Origin of the sequence: Agrobacterium tumefaciens, assembly GCF_013337285.1 — a bacterium.
Lineage (GTDB): Bacteria > Pseudomonadota > Alphaproteobacteria > Rhizobiales > Rhizobiaceae > Agrobacterium > Agrobacterium burrii.
Window position 1 is genome coordinate 168,853 of sequence record NZ_SUPW01000008.1, and the last position, 20,680, is coordinate 189,532.

Annotated in this window: 18 protein-coding genes; 13 read left to right on the top strand and 5 right to left on the bottom strand. The window is 60.7% G+C overall.

Features of this window, described 5'->3' with window-relative positions:
* Nucleotides 1–4 precede the first annotated feature (4 nt).
* A complete protein-coding gene (locus tag FCH38_RS19845; RefSeq protein ID WP_149899049.1) occupies nt 5–361 on the bottom strand; it encodes a DUF1304 domain-containing protein in 357 nt (118 codons plus the stop codon).
* A gap of 230 nt (nt 362–591) precedes the next feature.
* Here FCH38_RS19845 and FCH38_RS19850 point away from each other — a divergent pair, with 230 nt between their 5' ends.
* Genes FCH38_RS19850 through FCH38_RS19860 form a run of 3 tightly spaced genes read left to right on the top strand, consistent with a single transcriptional unit; the run spans nt 592 to nt 6,060 of the window.
* Nucleotides 592–1,356 carry an ImuA family protein gene (locus FCH38_RS19850; protein ID WP_174374864.1) on the top strand — a complete coding sequence of 255 codons (765 nt, stop codon included), beginning with the start codon at nt 592–594 and terminating at the stop codon, nt 1,354–1,356.
* On the top strand, nt 1,271–2,788 hold the full coding sequence (locus tag FCH38_RS19855) for a Y-family DNA polymerase (RefSeq protein ID WP_174374865.1): 1,518 nt from the start codon (nt 1,271–1,273) through the stop codon (nt 2,786–2,788). The genes FCH38_RS19850 and FCH38_RS19855 overlap by 86 nt, the downstream gene beginning before the upstream one ends.
* Nucleotides 2,785–6,060: an error-prone DNA polymerase gene (locus FCH38_RS19860; protein ID WP_174374866.1), complete on the top strand. Its 3,276-nt coding sequence runs from the start codon at nt 2,785–2,787 to the stop codon at nt 6,058–6,060. The genes FCH38_RS19855 and FCH38_RS19860 overlap by 4 nt, the downstream gene beginning before the upstream one ends.
* A gap of 14 nt (nt 6,061–6,074) precedes the next feature.
* On the opposite strand, the gene FCH38_RS19865 is transcribed toward FCH38_RS19860, so the two are convergent.
* Nucleotides 6,075–6,713 (bottom strand): class I SAM-dependent methyltransferase, encoded by a 639-nt coding sequence (locus FCH38_RS19865; RefSeq protein ID WP_174374867.1) that lies wholly within the window; start codon nt 6,711–6,713, stop codon nt 6,075–6,077.
* A gap of 83 nt (nt 6,714–6,796) precedes the next feature.
* Complete coding sequence (locus FCH38_RS19870; protein ID WP_149899045.1) at nt 6,797–7,735, bottom strand: AraC family transcriptional regulator; 939 nt, start codon at nt 7,733–7,735, stop codon at nt 6,797–6,799.
* 182 nt (nt 7,736–7,917) lie between these two features.
* On the opposite strand from FCH38_RS19870, the gene FCH38_RS19875 reads away from it, so the two are divergent.
* A complete protein-coding gene (locus FCH38_RS19875) occupies nt 7,918–9,135 on the top strand; it encodes an MFS transporter (protein ID WP_174374868.1) in 1,218 nt (405 codons plus the stop codon).
* An 83-nt stretch (nt 9,136–9,218) separates the two neighbouring features.
* Here the strand turns inward: FCH38_RS19875 and zigA are convergent, their stop codons facing one another.
* Nucleotides 9,219–10,421 (bottom strand): zinc metallochaperone GTPase ZigA, encoded by a 1,203-nt coding sequence (zigA, locus tag FCH38_RS19880; RefSeq protein WP_174374869.1) that lies wholly within the window; start codon nt 10,419–10,421, stop codon nt 9,219–9,221.
* Between the two features lie 299 nt (nt 10,422–10,720).
* Between zigA and aztA the strand changes: the two genes are divergently transcribed.
* The 9 genes from aztA (at nt 10,721) to FCH38_RS19925 (ending at nt 19,944) form a co-directional block, all read left to right on the top strand.
* On the top strand, nt 10,721–11,560 hold the full coding sequence (gene aztA / locus FCH38_RS19885; RefSeq protein WP_174374870.1) for a zinc ABC transporter ATP-binding protein AztA: 840 nt from the start codon (nt 10,721–10,723) through the stop codon (nt 11,558–11,560).
* On the top strand, nt 11,553–12,419 hold the full coding sequence (gene aztB / locus FCH38_RS19890) for a zinc ABC transporter permease AztB (RefSeq protein WP_174021514.1): 867 nt from the start codon (nt 11,553–11,555) through the stop codon (nt 12,417–12,419). The genes aztA and aztB overlap by 8 nt, the downstream gene beginning before the upstream one ends.
* A gap of 29 nt (nt 12,420–12,448) precedes the next feature.
* Entirely contained in the window at nt 12,449–13,444 is a 996-nt protein-coding gene (aztC, locus tag FCH38_RS19895) for a zinc ABC transporter substrate-binding protein AztC (protein ID WP_174374871.1), read from the top strand.
* A 331-nt stretch (nt 13,445–13,775) separates the two neighbouring features.
* Nucleotides 13,776–14,468, top strand: a complete 693-nt coding sequence (locus FCH38_RS19900; RefSeq protein ID WP_046800886.1) for a FadR/GntR family transcriptional regulator — start codon at nt 13,776–13,778, stop codon at nt 14,466–14,468.
* Entirely contained in the window at nt 14,465–15,637 is a 1,173-nt protein-coding gene (locus FCH38_RS19905; RefSeq protein WP_174374872.1) for a PLP-dependent transferase, read from the top strand. The genes FCH38_RS19900 and FCH38_RS19905 overlap by 4 nt, the downstream gene beginning before the upstream one ends.
* Before the next feature lie 38 nt (nt 15,638–15,675).
* Nucleotides 15,676–16,935 carry an ABC transporter substrate-binding protein gene (locus FCH38_RS19910; RefSeq protein ID WP_174374873.1) on the top strand — a complete coding sequence of 420 codons (1,260 nt, stop codon included), beginning with the start codon at nt 15,676–15,678 and terminating at the stop codon, nt 16,933–16,935.
* A gap of 149 nt (nt 16,936–17,084) precedes the next feature.
* Nucleotides 17,085–18,029, top strand: coding sequence for a carbohydrate ABC transporter permease (locus FCH38_RS19915; RefSeq protein WP_003525091.1), 945 nt, complete (start codon nt 17,085–17,087; stop codon nt 18,027–18,029).
* A 3-nt stretch (nt 18,030–18,032) separates the two neighbouring features.
* Entirely contained in the window at nt 18,033–18,863 is an 831-nt protein-coding gene (locus tag FCH38_RS19920) for a carbohydrate ABC transporter permease (protein WP_003510396.1), read from the top strand.
* 4 nt (nt 18,864–18,867) lie between these two features.
* Nucleotides 18,868–19,944 (top strand): ABC transporter ATP-binding protein, encoded by a 1,077-nt coding sequence (locus FCH38_RS19925; protein WP_174374874.1) that lies wholly within the window; start codon nt 18,868–18,870, stop codon nt 19,942–19,944.
* 9 nt (nt 19,945–19,953) lie between these two features.
* On the opposite strand, the gene FCH38_RS19930 is transcribed toward FCH38_RS19925, so the two are convergent.
* Nucleotides 19,954–20,680, bottom strand: a 727-nt coding sequence (locus FCH38_RS19930; protein WP_174374875.1) for an ABC transporter ATP-binding protein, incomplete at its 5' end; no start/stop codon positions are given.

A 20,680-nucleotide genomic window follows, 5' to 3' on the forward strand; every position in this document is an offset into this window, starting at 1 on the left:
CGGTTCATACTCCAATCCAGAGCGCGCCAAGCGCCAAAATGGCGGGCAGCGCCTGAATGAACAGGATCTTCATGGTATTGGCGGTAACGGCGCCGAAAATGCCGGCCACCAGAACGCAGATAAGGAAAAACACCTTGAAGCTCAGCCCGGTATCGCCCTGCATGAGCCCATAGATCAGCCCGGCCGCCAGAAACCCGTTATAAAGCCCCTGATTGGCGGCCAGCACTTTCGTCTGCCGGGCGAAATCCGCCGAGAGACCAAAGGCCTTGCGGCCGGCCGGCTTTTCCCACAGCAGCATTTCCAGAATGACGATGTAGATATGGATGGCCGCAACCACGGCAATCAGAATGCTGGCGATCATCGGCGGTCTCCTCCAAAACCCTGATGTCCGTGGCTCATCGGTTCTCGTGAGAAGAACGGCAGCGAGCGGACAATTCCGTTTTAACGGCGGGACGAAGCGCTGCAAGGGCTTAATCCTCTCTTCCCGTGCAAACTGTTGATGAGCGACAGCCTGTTGCTTGACTCTTTGCTGAAATAGGAACAAAACAAGAACAGTAAGATTGAAAATCCGGAATTGAAAACCGTCATGCCATGCAAAAGCGCGCGGACCAGTTGCTCGTTGTCGAAGAGCTGCGTGAAAGGCTGGAAAGGATCGGTAACGGCCCTGAACGGCTGCACGAGACCTTGCCTTTCGGCGTGGATGCCATCGACCATCACCTGCCGGGAGGCGGGCTGAAGCTCGGTTGCCTGCATGAGCTGAGCGGCGGCGGCAATGGCGCTGCCGATGGTGCGGCGGCAGCGCTGTTTGCTGCCGGTGTGGCGGCACGGCTTTCCGGCAAGGTTTTATGGTGTGTCACCCGACGGGATCTGTTCATGCCGGGTCTGACACAGGCCGGCCTGTCGCAGAACCGGCTTATCATCGTTGAATGCCGCGATGAGAAAGGCGTGCTCGACTGTTTTGAGGAGGGCTTGCGCTGCAACGGCTTCGGCGCGGTGATGGGTGAATTGGCGAAACTGCCGATGACCGCCTCGCGGCGGCTGCAGCTGGCGGCGGAAACCTCAGGCGTTACCGGCATCGCCATCCGCCGCTTCCGGCGTCAAGCCGATGCGGCGCTGTTCGGCGAGCCGACGGCGGCGGTGACCCGCTGGCGCATCTCCGTGCGGCCTTCATCACCCCTGCCGGTGCCGGGAGTGGGCAGGCCGCGCTGGTTTCTCGAACTTTTGCGATGTCGCGGCGGCGAAAGTGCCGAATTTGAAGTGGAAGCCTGTGATGCAAAGGGTCGTCTCGCTCTACCTGCCGACATGGTCGACGGATCGTTTCCGGCGTCTTTCGGGCAAGAACGCGCCGCCGGTTGAAAAGCCGCTGGTCATGATCGGCCGCCAGGGCAGCCGCCGGCTGGTACTGGCGCTCGACAAGGCGGCAAAGGCGGCGGGCATCCGCCCCGGCACGCCGGTCAGCAAGGCGCAGGCGCTGGTGCCGGGTCTTCTCGTTGAAGATCTGGATGCGGCTGATGATGCCCGCGCCCTGCAACAGCTGGCCTTTCATTTCCTGCGCATCTATGCCCCGATCGTCGCTGCCGACCCGCCGGACGGGCTGGTGCTGGACACATCAGGCGCGGACCATCTGCATGGCAATGAGACGCTGATGTTGAGCGGCATGGTCAACCGCCTGCATGCCGCCGGTTTCTCTGCCCGCGCCGCCATTGCCGGTAGCTGGGGTGCGGCCCATGCGCTGGCGCGTTTTGGCCGTGAGGAGATCAACATCGTGCCGCCGGGCGGGCAGCGGGCGGCGATCAGCGCTTTGCCGCTTGCTGCGCTCAGGCTGGAGGAGCGTATCGTTTCCGGGCTGAAGGTGCTCGGCTTCCGCAGCATTGGTGAGCTTGCCGAAGCCCCGCGCGCGCCGCTGACCCTGCGTTTCGGCCCCGAACTCGTCCGCCGTCTTTCCCAGGCTTTCGGCGAGATCGGCGAACCCATCGAACCGGTGCGCGTGGCTGAACTGGTGGAGGTGCGGCGCGCCTTTCCCGAACCCATCGCAGCGGCGGAAACGATTGCCCGTTATAGCCAAAAGCTGGTTGCCGAACTTTGCGTCGCGCTGGAAAAGCGCGGCCTCGGCGCGCGCCGGGTCGATCTGGTGCTGCACCGGGTGGATAGCGGCCTGCAGGCCATACGGGCGGGTACGTCCAGACCGGTACGCGATGTCAAACAGCTTGTCCGGCTTTTGACCGACCGTATCGACACCATCGATCCCGGCTTCGGCATCGAGATGATGGTGCTGACCGCCACCCATGCCGAGCCGCTTGTCGCCGCGCAGGCCCGTTCCTCGCTTCTGGAGGAAGGCCGTGCGGACATCGCCGATACGGTCGATGTCATCCTCAATCGCGGCCACCGGGTCTATCGTTATGTGGCGGTGGCAAGTGACGTGCCGGAACGCTCCCTTACTTCAGTTGCGGCGCTGGCGCCTGATGATACGCTCGGCTGGCCCGGCCACTGGCCGCGTCCGGTCAGGCTTTTTGCAAGGCCGGAACCCATCGAGACTTTGGCGCTGCTGCCCGACCATCCGCCGCGTTATTTCCTCTGGAAAGGCGTGCGCCACAATGTGCGGCGCGCCGACGGGCCGGAACGGGTGTTTGGCGAATGGTGGAAACGCGACCGGGAAAAGGCCGCCGTGCGTGATTATTTCATGGTGGAAAACGAAGGCGGCGAGCGCTTCTGGATTTTCCGCTCCGGTGATGGCGAACATGCCGAAACGGGCTCGCAGGGCTGGTTCATTCACGGGGTCTTCGCATGAATACGCCCCGTTATGCCGAGCTGCAGGTGACGACGCATTTTTCCTTCCTGCGCGGGGCAAGCTCCTGCGAAGAGCTTTTCGAACAGGCCAAAAGCCTCGGCATCGAGGCGCTTGGTATCGTGGACCGCAACAGTCTTGCGGGCATTCCCCGGGCTTACGAAGCCGCCAATAATCATGGCATCCGTCTCATCATCGGTTGCCGGCTGGATCTGGACGATGATCTTTCCGTGCTCGCCTATCCCATGGATCGCCCGGCTTACGGGCGGCTTTGCCGGCTGCTTTCCGTCGGCAAGAAAAGGGGCGGCAAGGGCAAATGCCGGCTGGCTTGGGATGATCTCGTTGCCTATGGCGAAGGCCTGATCGTCGTGTTGCTCACTGACCTCGCCGATGATCTTTGCGCACTGCGGCTGCGACGTCTCAAAGCTGCTTTTGCCGACAGGGCCTATATGGCGCTGAGCCTCCGAAGACGTCCCAACGACCAGATGCGGCTTTTCGAACTGTCAGCTATGGCCGAAGCGGCTGGTGTGCCGACCGTGGTGACCAATGACGTGCTGTTTCATGTGCCGGAGCGGCGCATGCTGCAGGATGTCGTCACCTGTATCCGGCACAATTGCACCATCGACGAGGCGGGTTTTCGCCGCGAGCGCCATGCCGACCGCTATATGAAGCCGCCAGAAGAGATGCATCGGCTATTTGCCCGTTATCCCGAAGCGCTTTCCCGCAGCCTTGAAATTGCGAAACGCTGTAAATTTTCGCTGAAGGAACTGGTCTATCAATATCCAGAGGAGCGCACCCTGCCGGGGCTGACGGCGCAGCAGGCGCTTGAAAAGCTGGTCTGGGATGCTGTGTCGGATCGTTATCCGCATGGCGCGCCGGAAAAGGTGGAAAAGGCGCTGCACCACGAACTTGGCCTGATCGGAAGGCTGGAATATGCACCCTATTTCCTGACGGTGAATGCCATTGTTCGCCATGCGCGCTCATTGGATATTCTCTGCCAGGGGCGCGGCTCGGCGGCCAATTCGGTGGTCTGCTACGTGCTTGGCATCACCGCCATTGATCCCCTCAAGGTTGACCTCCTGTTCGAACGTTTCGTTTCGGAAGAACGGCGCGAACCGCCTGATATCGACGTAGATTTTGAGCACCAGCGGCGAGAGGAAGTCATTCAGTGGGTTTATGATACCTATGGTCGCGACAAGGCCGCACTGTGTTCGGTCGTCACCCGTTATCGCGGGCGTGGGGCGTTGCGCGATGTCGGCAAGGTTCTGGGTCTGCCGGAAGATTTGACGAAACTCCTTTCGTCGCAGGTCTGGCGCTGGAGCGAGGGAGTGGGTGAAAAGCAGGTGAAGGAACTGAACCTCAATATGGAGGATCGCCGTCTGAAGCTTGCCTTCGAACTGGCCAACCAGCTTGTCGGCACACCGCGCCATCACAGCCAGCATCCGGGCGGCTTTGTTCTGACCCATGACCGGCTGGATGAGCTGGTGCCAATCGAACCCGCCGCCATGGATGATCGCCAGATCATCGAATGGGACAAGGACGATATCGATGTCGTGAAGTTCATGAAAATGGATTGCCTGGCGCTTGGCATGCTCTCCTGCATGAAGCGCGGCTTCAACATGCTGGAGGAGCGGTATGGGGAGAAATACGATCTCACTTCCATGCCGGATGATGATCCCGCAACCTTCAAAATGATCCAGAAGGCCGATACGCTTGGCACCTTCCAGATCGAAAGCCGGGCGCAGATGTCGATGCTGCCACGCCTGAAACCGGCAAAGTTCTATGACCTCGTCATTCAGGTCGCCATTGTTCGCCCCGGTCCCATTCAGGGCGATATGGTGCACCCCTATCTGCGCCGCCGCGATGGAAAGGAAAAAGAGGATTATCCGAAGCCGGAACTTAGAAATGTACTGGGCAAAACACTCGGTGTGCCATTGTTTCAGGAGCAAGCCATGCGCGTCGCCATCGAATGCGCCGGGTTTTCACCCGGTAAGGCGGATCAGCTGCGCCGCGCCATGGCCACCTTCAAGAATGTCGGCACCATCTCCAAATTCAGGCAGGATCTGATCGATGGCATGGTCGTGCGCGGTTATGAGCAGGAATTCGCCGAACGCATCTTCAAGCAGCTGGAAGGGTTTGGCAGTTATGGTTTTCCCGAAAGCCATGCCGCCTCCTTCGCGCTGATTGCTTACGCCTCCTCATGGCTCAAATGCCATCATCCCGATATTTTCTGTACGGCCATTCTCAACTCGCAACCCATGGGTTTTTACGCCCCGGCGCAGATCGTGCGCGATGCGCGTGATCATGGTGTCGAGGTGCGTCCGGTCTGCGTTAATAACAGCCGTTTCGATTGCACGCTGGAGCCTACGGGCAAGAAGAATGGCAAGGGTGAGGAGCGCTATGCCGTGCGGCTTGGCCTGCGCATGGTGAAGGGGCTTTCCAATGACCATGCTGCAAAAATCGTCGCCGGGCGGCAGGATCGGCCTTTTGCCTCCGTTGACGATCTGTGGCGAAGGGCGGGTGTTCCGGCCGCCGCCCTTGTCTGTCTGGCGGAGGCCGATGCCTTTCTGCCGTCGCTTTCGCTTGCCAGGCGCGAGGCGCTCTGGGCCATCAAGGCCCTGCGGGATGAGCCGCTGCCGCTTTTCGCCGCCGCTGCCATCAGGGAAAATGCCGTTATCGAAGAGCTTCAGGAACCCTCCGTTGAGCTCAGGCCCATGACTGATGGTGGTGAGGTGGTGCAGGATTACGGCCATGTTGGGCTGACGCTGCGCGAACATCCCATGACCTTCCTGCGCCATGATCTTTCCCGCCGCCGCATCGTCACCTGTGCGGAGGCGGTGCGCGTTCGGGATGGCACATGGCTGGAAACGGCCGGTCTGGTGCTGGTGCGCCAGCGCCCCGGTTCGGCAAAGGGCGTGATCTTCATGACGCTGGAGGACGAGACGGGCATCGTCAATGCGGTGCTGTGGGTCAAAACCTTCGAAAAATACCGCCGTGTGGTGTTATCCGCCGGCATGGTCGGCATTTACGGCAAGATCCAGCGGGAAGGTGAGGTGGTGCATCTTGTCGCCCACCGGCTGACCGATCTGTCGCAGGCCCTGGCAAGCGTGGGCGAGCGCAACCACGCCTTTCCTCTGCCGCATGGGCGTGGTGACGAATTTCATCACGGCATGCCGCCGGATGATCATCGCGTCATCAGGAAACGCCCGCCACCCGCCGACCATGATGACGATGCGGTCGAGCGGATAAAGGTCATTTCCCGCAATTTTCACTGAGAAGGCGGCTCAGCTCACCTCTTGCGCGCCACGATGTAAGGGCGGTTATCATTGCCCTTTGTTGCGTGGATTTCCGTGGCCAGAATGTCGAAACCACCAGCATTCATATGCCGGCCAAGCGCGGCCGCGTTAAACACGCCGGCATAGGGCGCCTTGCCGATTGCCCGCATCGCCGGCAGGACAAGGCGGATAAGCGGGTTCATATCGCCGACACAGGGGGTCTTGGTAATGAACAGGCCGTGCGGGGCAAGCAGGGCATGAATGTGCCGCAGGGTGCCGGGCAGGTCGCGGACCAGATGAAGATAGTTGAAACCCAGTACCGCGTTGAACTGCATGTCGCCGGGCACAAGCGCTTCCGCAGTCGTTGCGCTGAAGATGAGGTTGTGGAGAGAGCCGGCGGCTTGTTTTCTCTCCTCGGCGATTGCGATCATGTCGGCGGAAATATCCGTCGCAAGATAGTCTTTGACACTACCCGCCAGCCGGATCGCCGTCGTTCCGGTGCCGCAGCCCAGTTCCAGTATGTTGTCGTCGGGTTTCAGCAGGGCGCGGGTCCGCTCCAGCGTGCGCTCATATCCAGCCTCGTCTGAAATCCTGCCTTTCGCATATTTCCGTGCTGCCCGGTTCCAGAAACGGGCGTCGTCGGCCATGCTCATGGTGGATGCTCCCCGGACGATGCCCTTCCGCTTCAGGCGGATATGTTCTCACACAGTATCTTTACCCGTTTTGTTTGAAGCTTTTAAGCCGCATCCTCCAGCCCGGCCGTGTCCTTCCGGCGGAACTGGCTGGGTGGCGCGCCGAGCACCCGTTTGAAGGCGCGGCTGAAGGAGGCTTCGGAATCGTAACCGAGCTTTTCCGCCGCCAGCGTCACGCGCATGCCTTCGCGCAGCCACAGACGTGCCTGATGCATGCGCACGCGCACCACATAACGTGCCGGGCTTTCACCCACCACGCGGGTGAAACGTTCCGCGAAACTGGAGCGGGATGCGCCCATCAAGGAGGCAAGCTCTTCCACGCTCCAGTCTTTTTCGGGGCTGAGGTGGATGGCGGCCAGCACCCGCCCGAGTTCGGGATTGCGCACGGCGGCCAGCCAGCCGCTGGAATCGCCGCAGCCATATTCCACCCAGGTGCGGATCAGGGTCGCGGTCAGCACGTCGGCAAGCCTTGCCAGAATGCCGCCCGCGCCGACGCGGTTCAGCTCCACTTCGCGCGCCATGGCTTCCAGCAGGTGCGGAATGGCGGGATCGCTTTTGGCCAGATCGCTGGTCAGCATCACATCCGGCATCAGCTGCAACAGCGGGTGCAGATTATCCATGTTGAAACGCATGGAGGCGGTAAAGGCCACGGTATCGCCGCCGGCGCTGGCGCATTGTATGTCGAAAATACCCTGACAGACTTCCTTTTTGCCGAAACGGTCAAAGGGTGAGGGCGTCACATTCTCGCCGCTGGCAAGCACATGGGCGTGCCCGCGCGGCAGAAGCACGGCATCGCCGCATTTAAGCATCAGCCATTCGCCGGAAGGCTTGCGCAGTTTCGCCTGGCCGACGCCGATGAAATGAAACCGCGCCGCTTCCTGTTCGGGAAAGGCGGTCGCCCAGGGTGTTGCCATGCGGCAGCGGCCATATTCCACGCCGTCAAGCCTCAGACCTCGCAGCATTTCCGTCAGGGCATCATTCATGACATCTCGCAAATTCGGACGATTGGTTAAGGAATACGGATTTTCTAGCATGGAAACGCCGGGCTGTCACGCATAGGTTACGATGATTGATTTGCGGGTGCTGAACCGGCCTCCCAGCGGTTTCGTCGCCGTCGCCGTTCCATTTCAGGGCGTATTCTGGCAATGCGCATCAGGAGATTTTCATGAATAACCGGACCATAAACGAACTCGAATATGTGCCGCGCCGAAAAGAGCCGGATGCAAAGTGGGCCGCCGTGGTTTCGCTTTCGCTCGGCGTCTTCGGGCTGGTGACGGCGGAATTTCTGCCGGTCAGCCTTCTGACGCCGCTCTCGGAAGATCTTGCCATCAGCTCCGGCATTGCCGGGCAATCCATCACCGTCACCGCGCTGGTTGCGGCGGTTGCCGGCCCCGGCGTCGTCATCGGCACACGCAGCATCGACCGCCGCTGGACGCTTCTGGGGCTGACCCTGCTGCTGATCATTTCCAGCACGCTTGCCGCCTTTGCCAATGGGCTTTTCATGCTGTTTGCATCGCGCGTTCTGCTCGGCATCGGCCTTGGCGGTTTCTGGGCCATGTCGGCGGCGCTGGCGCTCCGGCTCGTGCCGCTCGACAAGATGCCGCGTGCCATGGCCATCATCCTGACAGGGGTTTCGGTCGCCACCGTCTGTGCCGCACCGGTGGGCGCATGGATCGGCGCGACGCTCGGCTGGCGCGCGGCCTTCGTGGTTGCAGGTGTGCTCGGTGTCATCGCACTTGTCGTGCAGCTGCTGACCATCCCGTCTCTGCCGCCTGCCGGCGCACCCGGTCTTTCCACCATGTTCCGGCTGTTGCAGCGGCCGCAGGTCCGGATCGGCCTTCTGACGACGCTGTTTATCGTTGCGGGTCACTTCGCCGGCTTCACCTATGTTCGCCCGTTTCTGGAAGACGTGCCGCAGCTCGGCGTTGAAGCGATTTCCCTCGTTCTTCTGGTTTATGGCATCGGTGGCTTCTTTGGTAATCTCTTCGGCGGTTTCCTTGCCGAGAAGAATACCGCATGGGCGGTGACCTTCGCCGCCACGCTGATTGCCGCTTCGGCCTCCATTCTGGTGATTGCCGGCGCATCTCCCGTCGTTGCGGGCGTGGCCATCGCTTCCTGGGGTTTTGCCTTCGGCGCGCTTCCGGTCAGCGTGCAGAGCTTCATCACCCGCGTGGCTTCGGATGAGGCGGAAAGCGCCGGTGCGCTGCTGCTCACCACCTTCCAGATCGCCATTTCCAGCGGCGCGGTTCTGGGCGGCCTGCTGATCGATCTGCAGGGGGCAACGATGGTCTTCGTCTTCGTGGCGATTGCAGCGCTTCTCGGCGCCTCGCTCATGGCGTCGCGCCGCGGTGTGGTGCCACAGGTTGAGGCATCGCAGGGATAAGAACCCCGCTAAAACAAAAAAAGGCCTGCATTTGTGCGGGTCTTTTTTAATTTGAGTTTGCCTGTTGTGCCGTCCAGTCCCGGTCAGGCGGCCTGTCTGTCCCAATTGACGAAGGGGTCCGGCAGGTGCCGCCATGCGTCGGGCGTGAAGGCTTCGGTGTCGATCAGGCAGGCGTCGAGCTGGGCGCGGATGCGGGCCTCACTCATCGGATCGGAACCGATGAAGACGATTTCCTGCCGCCTGTCGCCGAAGACCGGATCGAGATAGGGCTTCATCATGTCGAGAAACTGCTTTTCACGCGGCCATTGCTCTTTCGGTACGGCGGACCACCAGAGACCCATCTTGCCGGTGCGCACCAATGCGCCCGCCTGGCTGATCTCGCCGACATAACGCGGCCGTGTCGCCAGCCAGAAGAAGCCCTTGGCGCGCACCACCCCCGGCCAGGCACGATCGATAAAGCGCTGGAACAGCACGGGGTCGAAGGGTTTTTTGGCGCGGTAAACGAAAGAACGAATGCCATATTCCTCGGTTTCGGGAATGTGGTCCTTAAAGCCGTGCAGTTCCTTGAACCACAGGGGATGTTCTTCGGCCCTGGCGAAATCGAAGCGACCGGTGCCGAGCACTTCTTTCAGTTCCACCCTGCCGAAATCCACCTCGATGAGTTTCGCATCCGGGTTCAGCCCGACGATGATCTTGCGGGCCGCATCCCGCTCCTGTGGCGTCGCAGTGCCGATCTTGTTGAGGACGACCACATCGGCAAATTCGATCTGCTCGACCAGAAGGTCGACGATGGTGCGGTTGTCGCCATCACCCGCCGTTTCGCCCCGGTCGGCCAGAAAATCGGATGAACCGTAATCATTGAGAAGATTGGCGGCATCCACCACCGTCACCATCGTATCCAGCTGCGCGACATCAGACAGGCTGCGGCCGTTCTCGTCACGGAAATCGAACGTGGCGGCCACGGGAAGCGGCTCGGCGATGCCGGTGGATTCAATCAGCAGATAATCGAAGCGACCCTGCTCGGCGAGCGCGCGGACCTCGGTCAAGAGGTCGTCGCGCAGCGTGCAACAGATGCAGCCATTGGTCATTTCCACCAGCTGTTCCTCGGTGCGCGAGAGATTGGCGCCGCCATCCCGCACCAGCGCCGCATCGATATTGATTTCGCTCATATCGTTGACGATCAACGCCACCCGCAGGCCATCACGATTGGCGAGGATGTGGTTGAGAAGGGTGGTTTTGCCAGCGCCTAAAAAGCCGGAGAGGACGGTGACGGGGAGTTTTTTCATGGGGACCTCGTTCTGTGGCAACAGTCGCGTGGGCGTCATGACGACCACGGCAGGCGATCTGGAAACGGAGGATTTTTGAAGTGCCGGTTCCAGTTATGTAACGTAATAACATTACATATGTGTGGCATGTCAACGGGCTTTGGAAAAAAAGCATCCGCGGAGAAGCAGGGGTCTCTGCCCAACAGCGTGCCGCTCTGACTTTCCAATAGTTAATGTTATTTCATTACATATTCGTTTGACGAATGTAATAACATTACATATCAAGGGTCCTCGAATGAAACCCCGCCCAGGAGGGATCGATGAGCGATCCGTGCCTCACCTTTACAAATCTGACGCTTGGATATGCCGGCCGTGCGGCCGTGCATCATCTGGATGGCGATATCACCAAGGGATCGCTCACCGCGGTTGTCGGCGCCAATGGCTCGGGCAAATCGACGCTGATGAAGGGTATCGCCGGCATCTTGAAACCACTTGGCGGTGAGTGCCTGATCAGCTCTGGCATTTCCGTCGCCTATCTGCCGCAGCAGTCGGAACTCGACCGGTCGTTCCCGGCTCAGGTGCGCGATCTCGTTGCGCTGGGTCTCTGGCCCAGACGCGGCCTGCTTGGCCGCCACCGTTCTGAGGACAAAGCGGCGATGGGCCGGGTGATGGAAGCGGTCGGGCTTTCCGGCTTTGAAAAGCGCAATATAGATTCGCTCTCCGGTGGCCAGATGCAGCGTGCCCTGTTTGCCCGCGCCATGTTGCAGGACGCGCAGTTGATCCTGCTGGATGAACCCTTCAATGCCGTTGATGAGCGCACCGTCACCGATCTTCTGGTGCTGATCAAGGCATGGGTTGCGGAAGGGCGCACTGTGCTGGCCGTCCTGCATGACCATCAACTGGTGCGACAGCATTTTCCGCAGACGATATTCCTCGCGCGGCGTCTCGTCGGTCTCGGCCCGACAGCCGATGTCCTGAAGCCGGAAAACATGCGGCAGGCGCGGCATTTCCACGAGGCATGGGAGGAGAATGCACCGTGGTGTGCGCCGGGCGATGCGCCGGTGACCAATGCGCTCGATGCAGGCCCACGGGCGACGTCGTCACATTCTCACACTCATCCCCAAGCCAACTCCCACGCGAATTCGAATGCCCATGGCTGATTTCTTCATCGAACCCTTCGTCCAATATGTCTTCATGCAGCGGGCGCTTGCCGGCGCCTTGATCCTTGCCATCAGCTGCGGGCCGGTCGGGGTGTTCCTGATGCTGCGGCGCATGAGTCTCACAGGCGATGCCATGTCGCACGCCATCCTGCCGGGAGCGGCGGTCGGCTTTCTGTTTTACGGGCTGGAAATCCTGCCGATGACGATCGGCGGGCTGGTGGTCGGCCTAGTGGTGGCGCTGGGTGCGGGCGCGGTATCGCGTTTCACCGTCCAGAAGGAAGACGCCTCGCTTGCCGCCCTTTATCTGATTTCACTGGCGCTCGGCGTGCTGCTCGTCTCGTGGCGTGGCTCCAGCGTCGATCTCATGCATGTGCTGTTTGGCACCGTGCTAGCGCTGAACAACGAGGCGCTCGGCCTCATCAGCGGCATCTGCATCGTGACGCTGGTGGTGATGATCACTTTCTGGCGGGCGCTTCTGGCGGAATGCCTCGATCCCCTGTTCCTGCGCTCGGTCAGCAACTGGGGCAGCCCGGTGCATTTTCTCTTCCTCGCCATCGTCGTGCTCAATCTGGTTGGTGGCTTTCAGGCGCTCGGAACGCTGCTTTCGGTCGGCCTGATGATGTTGCCCGCCGCCGCCAGCCGGTTCTGGTCCAACCGCGTGGCGCCCATGTGCTTCATCTCTATCGGCATCGGCATGGTGTCCTGCTTTGCCGGCCTCATCCTGTCCTATCACGCGTCGCTGCCCTCAGGCCCGGCGATCATCCTTTCGGCGGGCGTCATCTACGCGCTCTCCATTCTCGTCGGCACGCGCGGCTTGCTCGGCGATCTTCTCGGTTCCGGCCGCCACAGAACGGCCTGAAAACAGCGTTCGAAAAAAGGAGAACCTTCATGTTCAGAACCTTCCGTCTTGCCACCTGCGCAAGCCTTCTTACCCTTTCCCCGGTCCTGATGGCGCAGGCTTCGGCTGCCGAACTCAAGGTCGTGGCCAGTTTCTCGATCATCGCCGATTTCGCCAAAAATGTCGGCGGCGACCGCGTCGAGATTACCACGCTCGTCGGTCCGGATGGCGACGCGCATGTCTATGAACCGCGTCCGGCCGATGCGGTTGCCGTCAGCAAGGCGAATGTGGTGCTGGTCAATGGCCTGGAATTCGAAGGCTTCCTGAAGCGGCTGATCGACACCAGCGGCACCAAGGCCCCGGTCGTGGAACTGACCAAGGGCGTCGAGCCGCTGAAACTTTCCGAAGAACCGGCCGGCCATGCCCATCCGGAAGCGGAAGAAGAGGAAGGCCACGACCACAAGGCGGAAGAAGCCGGCCACGACCACGACCATGAAGGTCACCACCATCACGGCGAATTCGACCCGCATGCCTGGCAGTCGATCAAGAACGCGGAAATCTATGTGAGGAACATTGCCGGCGCATTTTGCGAGGTCGACAAGGCTGGTTGCGCCACATACACGGCCAATTCGGATGCCTATATCGCCAAGCTTGCCGCTCTGAACGAGAAGGTGAAGACCGAGATCGCCGCCATCCCGCCGGAAAAGCGCGTCATCATCACCTCGCATGATGCCTTCGGTTATTTCGAGCACGCTTATGGCCTGGACTTCCTGGCGCCCGAGGGCATCTCGACGGAATCAGAAGCCTCTGCCGCCGATGTCGCCAAGCTCGTGGATCAGGTCAAACACGACAAGGCCTCGGCGATCTTCGTCGAAAACATCACCGACAAGCGGCTGATCGACCAGATCGCCAGCGAAACCGGCCTGAAGGTTGGCGGCACGCTCTATTCCGACGCGCTTTCCACCGCCGATGGTCCGGCTGCCACCTATATCGACATGGTCAACCACAATATCCAGACCATCAAGGCGGCGGTTCTGACGCAGTAAGTTTCGTGAGTTCAGTGTGAATCAAAGGAGGGTGGCTCAAGGCCACCCTCTGCCATTTTGCTGAACCTTTCCCTGCACGCGACGTGATTGGATCCTCGGGACAGGCCCGAGCATGACGAAAGAGAGGCTTTCGGCCTTTGCGTGGTGACTACCTTCGCCTTTTTTCGATCCGCTGAAATTTCCCCCGGTACTTCCAATACGAACGAGCATGGGCAGCGATCTTCCCGGTGCACGTCTCGCGTTGCCCGTTGACAATCAATCGCCTCTTTGAAATGGTAAGATGTCAGACCAATTTAGAGGGTGCGTCTTGGACAGGTCCAGCCGGGAACTCATGCAGCCGATTCCGCCGAGCGACCGTGTGCGCCAGGTCGAGGCGGCGCTTTCCGACTATGTCGAGCGGGCGGGGCTGAAGGCCGGGGAGCGGCTGCCGGCCGAGCGCGAGTTGATGGCGGCGCTGGGTGTCGGCCGGTCCACCATCCGCGAAGTCATCCGTAAATTTCAGGCGCTCGGCGTCATCGACAGCCGCAAGGGCAGCGGCAATTACCTCTTGAAGCCGATTTCCGCCGCCACCGTGCATATGCCGATTTCCATCGATGCCGAAAGCCTGCGCGATGCGCTGTTGATGACGCTGGAAGTGCGGCGCGGCATCGAGGTGGAGGCCTCCATGGCGGCTGCGCGTCGGCGCACGGCGGACGATATCGCCACGATGGAAGCACGGCTCGACGAGATGGAGCGGGTGCATCTGGCCGAAGGCACCTCCGGCAAGGCTGACCTTGCCTTCCATCTGTCGATCTACGACGCCACCCATAATACGCTGTTCAAACAGCTTCTGGAGCAGATGCGCGAAGGTTTCGAACGTTTCTGGTCGAAGCCGTTCGACCGCCCGGATTTCGCCGGTCGCTCCTTTCCCTTTCACCGCACGCTGTTCAACGCCATCGCCGCCGGCGACGCCGAGACCGCCCGTGAAGAAACACTGAAAATCCTCGCCGTCGTCGAGGAGGATATCAAGGACATGTCGAAATGAACCATGGCAACGATCTCTTCGATCCCGCCTCCCTGATCGTCGCCCATGACGAGACCCACGCTTTCGAAGCCGTGGTGCCGCCTCTCGTGCAGACCTCGCTTTTCACCTTTTCCAGCTACGATGAAATGGTCTCCACCTATCGCGGCGAAAAGGTGCGGCCGGTCTATACCCGCGGGCTGAACCCCACCGTGCGGTTGTTCGAGGAAATGCTGGCGAAGCTGGAAGGTGCTGAAGATGCGCTGGGTTTTGCGAGCGGCATGTCGGCCATTTCCTCCACCGTGCTCTCGTTCGTTTCGCCGGGTGACCGCATCGTCGCGGTGCGCCATGTCTATCCCGATGCGTTTCGCCTGTTCGGCACCTTCATGCAGCGCATGAATATCGAGGTCGTGTATGTCGATGGCCGCGACGAGGCGGCGGTTGAAAAGGCGATGCCGGGCGCAAAGCTGTTTTATATGGAAAGCCCGACGAGCTGGGTGATGGAAGCTCACGATGTCGGTGCGCTCGCCGCCATCGGCAAGCGTCATGGCGCGGTTACCGTCATCGACAATTCCTGGGCAAGCCCGGTCTTCCAGCAGCCGATCTCGCTCGGCGTCGATCTCGTCGTGCATTCGGCATCGAAATATCTCGGCGGCCACAGCGACGTGGTCTCCGGCGTGGTGGCCGGTTCCAAGGCGATGATCGACCGCATCCGGGCGGAAACCTATCCCTATCTCGGCGGCAAGATGTCGCCTTTTGATGCCTGGCTGCTCATCCGCGGGCTTCGCACCCTGCCGCTGCGCATGAAGGCGCATCAGGCCTCGGCGCTTGATATCGCAACCCGCCTGCAGGCGCTGGATGTGGTGGAGAAGGTCTGCCATCCGGGGTTGGCGAACCGCCTGCCGCCGGGTCTCAACGGCACGTCGGGCCTGTTTTCCTTCATCTTTAAGGAAGGGGTGGATGTGCGCGCTTTTGCCGACCGCCTCAAGCTTTTCAAACTGGGTGTTTCCTGGGGCGGGCATGAAAGCCTGATCGTTCCCGGAGAAGTGGTGCTCGAACAGAAGGCGCAGCCAAACTCCGCCCACACGTTCGGCATCAGCGCGCGTTCGGTGCGCCTGCATGTCGGGCTGGAGGGCACGGAAGCGCTCTGGAACGATCTCGAACCCGCGATCAAGGCGGCCTCCGCCGCCTGACGTGTTTTTAAACTGACGACAAAAAAGGGGAGAACGACATGAAAAAACTGGTAACAGCAGCAATCTTCACCGCCCTGATGACCGGAACGGCGCTGGCGGACACGACCTTGAAACTGGTCGAGGTCATCACCAGCCCGGAGCGGACGGAAACGCTGAAAGGCATCGTCTCGAAATTCGAGGCCGCCAATCCCGGCACCAAGGTGGAAATCATCTCCCTGCCGTGGAGCGAGGCCTTCCAGAAATTTGCCACCATGGTCTCGGCCGGCGATGTGCCTGATGTGATGGAAATGCCCGACACCTGGCTGTCGCTTTATGCCAATAACGGCATGCTGGAGAGCCTCGAGCCCTATCTTGCCAAGTGGGAATACACCAAGGGCCTGAGCGAGCGCACGCTGGAACTTGGCCGCGATGTGAAGAACACCGCCTATATGCTGCCCTACGGCTTCTACCTGCGCGCCATGTTCTACAACAAGAAACTGCTGGAACAGGCCGGCGTGAAGGAACCGCCGAAGACGCTCGAGGAATTCGCCGATGCGTCCAAGAAGGTCGCAGCCCTTCCCGGCAAATCTGGCTACTGCCTGCGCGGCGGCCCGGGTGGGCTTAACGGCTGGGTCATGTTCGGCGCATCCATGGCCGGTTCGAACGAGTTCTTCACCAAGGACGGCACCTCCACCTTCGACAGCCCCGGCTGGGTGAAGGGCCTGACCTATGTGATCGATCTCTACAAGAACGGTTACGCGCCGAAGGACAGCGTCAACTGGGGCTTCAACGAGATCGTCGCCGGCTTTTATTCCGGCACCTGCGCCTTCCTCGATCAGGACCCGGATGCGCTGATCGCCATTGCCCAGCGCATGAAGCCGGAAGATTTCGGCGTCATGACCATGCCGAAGGGACCTGACGGCAAGACCTTCCCGACGATCGGCTTTGCAGGCTGGTCGATCATGTCCGCATCCGCCAACAAGGATCTCTCCTGGAAATTGGTGGAGACGCTTGAAGGGCCGGAAGGCAATATCGAGTGGAACAAGAAGACGGGCGCGCTGCCGGTGCACAAGTCGGCGGAAAAAGACCCCTTCTATGCCAGCGAGCAGTTCAAGGGCTGGTTCGACGAGCTTGCCGACAAGAACGCCGTGCCGACGAAAATGCCGACTTATCTTGAGGAATTCGCCTTCTTCAAGGATTCGCTTGTGATCAAGACATCGCAGGAAGCGCTGCTCGGCGATATCACGCCGGAAGACCTCGCCAAGCAATGGGCTGATTACATGACCAAGGCGCAGCAGAAGTTCCTCGCCGCGAAGTAACGACACGCGCCAGCCGTGCGGGCGCAAATGCCCGTGCGGCGGGTCTTGCCGGCCTTTGCTGCTACAGGCCTTTTCTTGAAATTTTCGGATCGGTGGGCCGAGAGGCTGGAGAACCCGTCCGTTCCGTCGTCCGATCAGGGAGCGATACAATGTCCTATGCCCATGGCGCCGGGCCGGTGGCCGCGCGCAAACCGGCTGGCAAACCGGCGATGCGAAGGTTTGCCGACTGGGCCGAACCCTGGCTCTACAGCGCGCCCGTGCTGGTGCTCATCGTCGCTGTCATGCTGGTGCCGCTGGTGCTTGGCCTCTCCTATGCGTTTCGCGACGTGCAGCTGCTCAATCCGTTTTCCGGTGGTTTCGTCGGCCTGAAACATCTGGAGGCGCTGTCGCAGGATGCGGCCTTTTACCGGGCGTTGAAAAATACGCTGTGGTGGACCGGAGCCTCGGTTTTCCTGCAATTCTTCTTCGGCCTCATTCTGGCGCTGCTGCTCGATAAACCCTTTGCGGGCAGGGGGTTGGCGCAGGCGCTGGTATTTCTGCCATGGGCGGTGCCGACATTCCTTGCCGGCCTCAACTGGGCCTGGCTGTTCAATCCGGTCATCGGACCGCTGCCGCACTGGATGGTCTCGCTCGGGCTGTTATCCGCACCCAACAATATTCTCGCCGATCCGCAGCTTGCCATGTGGGGGCCGATCATCGCCAATGTCTGGTGGGGCATTCCCTTCTTCGCCATCACCCTGCTTGCGGCATTGCAGGCCATTCCGCGCGATCTTTACGAGGCGGCGGAGATCGACGGGGCCAACCCGTTGCAGCGTTTCACCTCGATCACGCTGCCGTTTCTGGCGCCCACCATCGCCATCACCATCCTGCTGCGCACCGTCTGGATCGCCAACTTCGCCGATCTCATCATCGTCATGACCAATGGCGGACCGGCGGACCGCACCCAGATTGTCGCCAGCTATATCTTCACGCAGGCCTTCCGGCGTCTCGATTTCGGTTATGCCTCGGCCATCGCGCTGGTGCTGCTGGTCCTGCTTCTTGCCTATTCCATGCTGATCGTGCTGCTGCGCCAGCGCCTGATCGAGAAGGACTGACCGATGACATCAAGGATATTTCTCACCCTTGCCCATCGTCTGGCGATCCTTGCCTATATCGTCTTTGCGCTCTTCCCGCTGTTCTGGCTGCTCAAGGTTTCCGTCACGCCGAACGACCTGCTCTATAGCGAAGGTGTGCGGATGTGGCCGTCGCATGCGACGCTCGATCATTATCGTTATGTCATAGAAAACAGTGCCTTCCCGACGTTTTTTAAGAACAGCGTCATCGTTGCCGGCTCCACGGCCCTTGCCGTTACGGTACTCTCCTCGCTTTCCGGTTACGCCCTGTCGCGGTTCCGCTTCAAGGGCAAATACTGGATCGTGGCGTTAATGCTGATCACCCAGATGTTTCCGCTGGTCATGCTGGTCGCGCCGATCTTCAAGATGCTGTCGCCGCTCGGCCTCACCAACAGCCTCACCGGTCTCGTCATCGTCTACACCGCCTTCAACGTTCCCTTTGCCACCTTCCTCATGCAGTCCTTCTTCGACGGCATTCCGAAGGATCTGGAGGAGGCGGCGATGATCGACGGGGCAAGCCGGTTTACGGCGTTTCGCCAGATCATCCTGCCGCTGACTTTGCCGGGCATTGCCGCCACGCTTGGTTTCGTCTTCACCGCCGCGTGGAGCGAGCTTCTGTTTGCACTGATGCTGATTTCCGGCAACCAGAGCGCCACCTTCCCGGTTGGCCTTCTGACCTTCGTTTCGAAATTTTCCGTCGATTTCGGGCAGATGATGGCGGCGGGCGTTCTGGCGCTCATTCCGGCCTGCCTCTTCTTCCTGCTCATTCAACGTTATCTCGTGCAGGGCCTGACGGCCGGCGCGGTGAAAGGATAATCCCATGGCTTCCATCGAGCTGAAGAATGTCGGCAAGACCTATGGCGACCTCGCCGTGCTGCATGGCGTCGATCTTGATATCAGGGATGGCGAGTTCATCGTCCTCGTCGGCCCCTCCGGCTGCGGAAAATCGACGCTGCTGCGCATGATCGCCGGGCTTGAAGAGATAACATCCGGCGACCTGTCCATTGACGGTGAACGCGTCAATGATCGCCGGCCGAAGGATCGCGATATCGCCATGGTCTTCCAGTCCTATGCGCTCTATCCGCATATGAGCGTTGCCGACAATATGAGCTATAGCCTGCGCCTGCGCCGCAGTCCGAAAGAAACCATCGCGGCGGCAGTGGCCGGTGCTTCCGCCAAGCTCGGCCTCGACCCCTATCTCGCCCGCCGCCCGAAGGCGCTGTCCGGTGGCCAGCGCCAGCGTGTCGCCATGGGTCGCGCCATCGTGCGCCAGCCAAAGGCGTTCCTGTTTGACGAGCCGCTCTCCAACCTCGATGCCCGGTTGCGCGAGCAGATGCGAGCCGAAATCAAGCGTATGCATGCCGATCTCGGGGCCACCTCGGTTTATGTCACCCATGACCAGATCGAGGCGATGACGCTTGCCTCACGCATCGTCGCGATGAATGCCGGCCATGTGCAGCAGATCGGCGCGCCGCTCGATCTTTACGACCGCCCCGCCAATCTGTTTGTGGCCGGTTTCATCGGTTCGCCGGGCATGAATTTTCTCGAAGGGCGGCTTCACCACGAGAATGGTGGCAGTTTCGTCGTGCTCGGCGATGGCACGCGTCTGGCACTCGGCCGCGATGTGAAGCTTGCCGATGGCGAGCAGGTCACACTCGGCATCCGCCCGGAACATGTCACCGTTGCGCCGGCTGAAGGCGGAGTCGAAGCGGCGGTCGATCTGGTCGAGCCGACCGGCCTCGGCATCATCCTGCATCTGACCGTGCACGGATTGCCCTTCAAGCTGTTTTCGTCGGACCGGGCGCTGTTGCAGCCGGGCAAATCCCTGCGGGTCGGTTTCCCTCGGGAACGGCTGCATGTCTTTGACCGTAATGGCGTCAGGGTCGGCGAGGACTGACGCGCAAGGTCATATCGCCAACCCCTTGTCATCGAACCTGTGGATTTTGGCATCGTCTGGCGTGATGAACACGGTATCGCCATGCCTGCATTCGAACTCACCGTCAGTTCTGGCAGTGATCGGGCCGATGCCGGCGACGTCGAGATGCAGGAAGGTATCGGAACCGAGATGTTCGGCGACGGTGACCTTGCCCTGCCACAGCCCGCTTTCCTTCGACAGCAGTAGATGTTCCGGCCGCACACCGGCGGTGGTGGCACCCTTGCTGCGGGCGAAGTCGCCGGTGATCAGGTTCATGCGCGGCGAGCCGATGAAGCCGGCGACGAAGAGGTTGCGCGGTGTTTTGTAAAGCTCCATCGGCGAGCCGACCTGCTCGATATTGCCGCGGTTCAAGACGACGATCTTGTCGGCCATGGTCATGGCTTCCACCTGATCGTGGGTGACATAGATCATCGTCGTCTTCAGCGTGTTGTGCAGCTCGGAGATTTCCAGCCGCATGGTGCCGCGCAAGGCCGCATCGAGGTTGGAAAGCGGCTCGTCGAACAGAAATGCTTTCGGTTCGCGCACGATGGCGCGGCCGATGGCGACGCGCTGGCGCTGGCCGCCGGACAGTTGCGAGGGCCGGCGTTCGAGATAATCGGTGAGGTTCAGCACCCGGGCGGCATCTTCGACCTTTTTATCGATGATCGCCTTGTCGAGCTTGGCCATCTTCAGCGGGAAGGCGATGTTGTTCCTCACG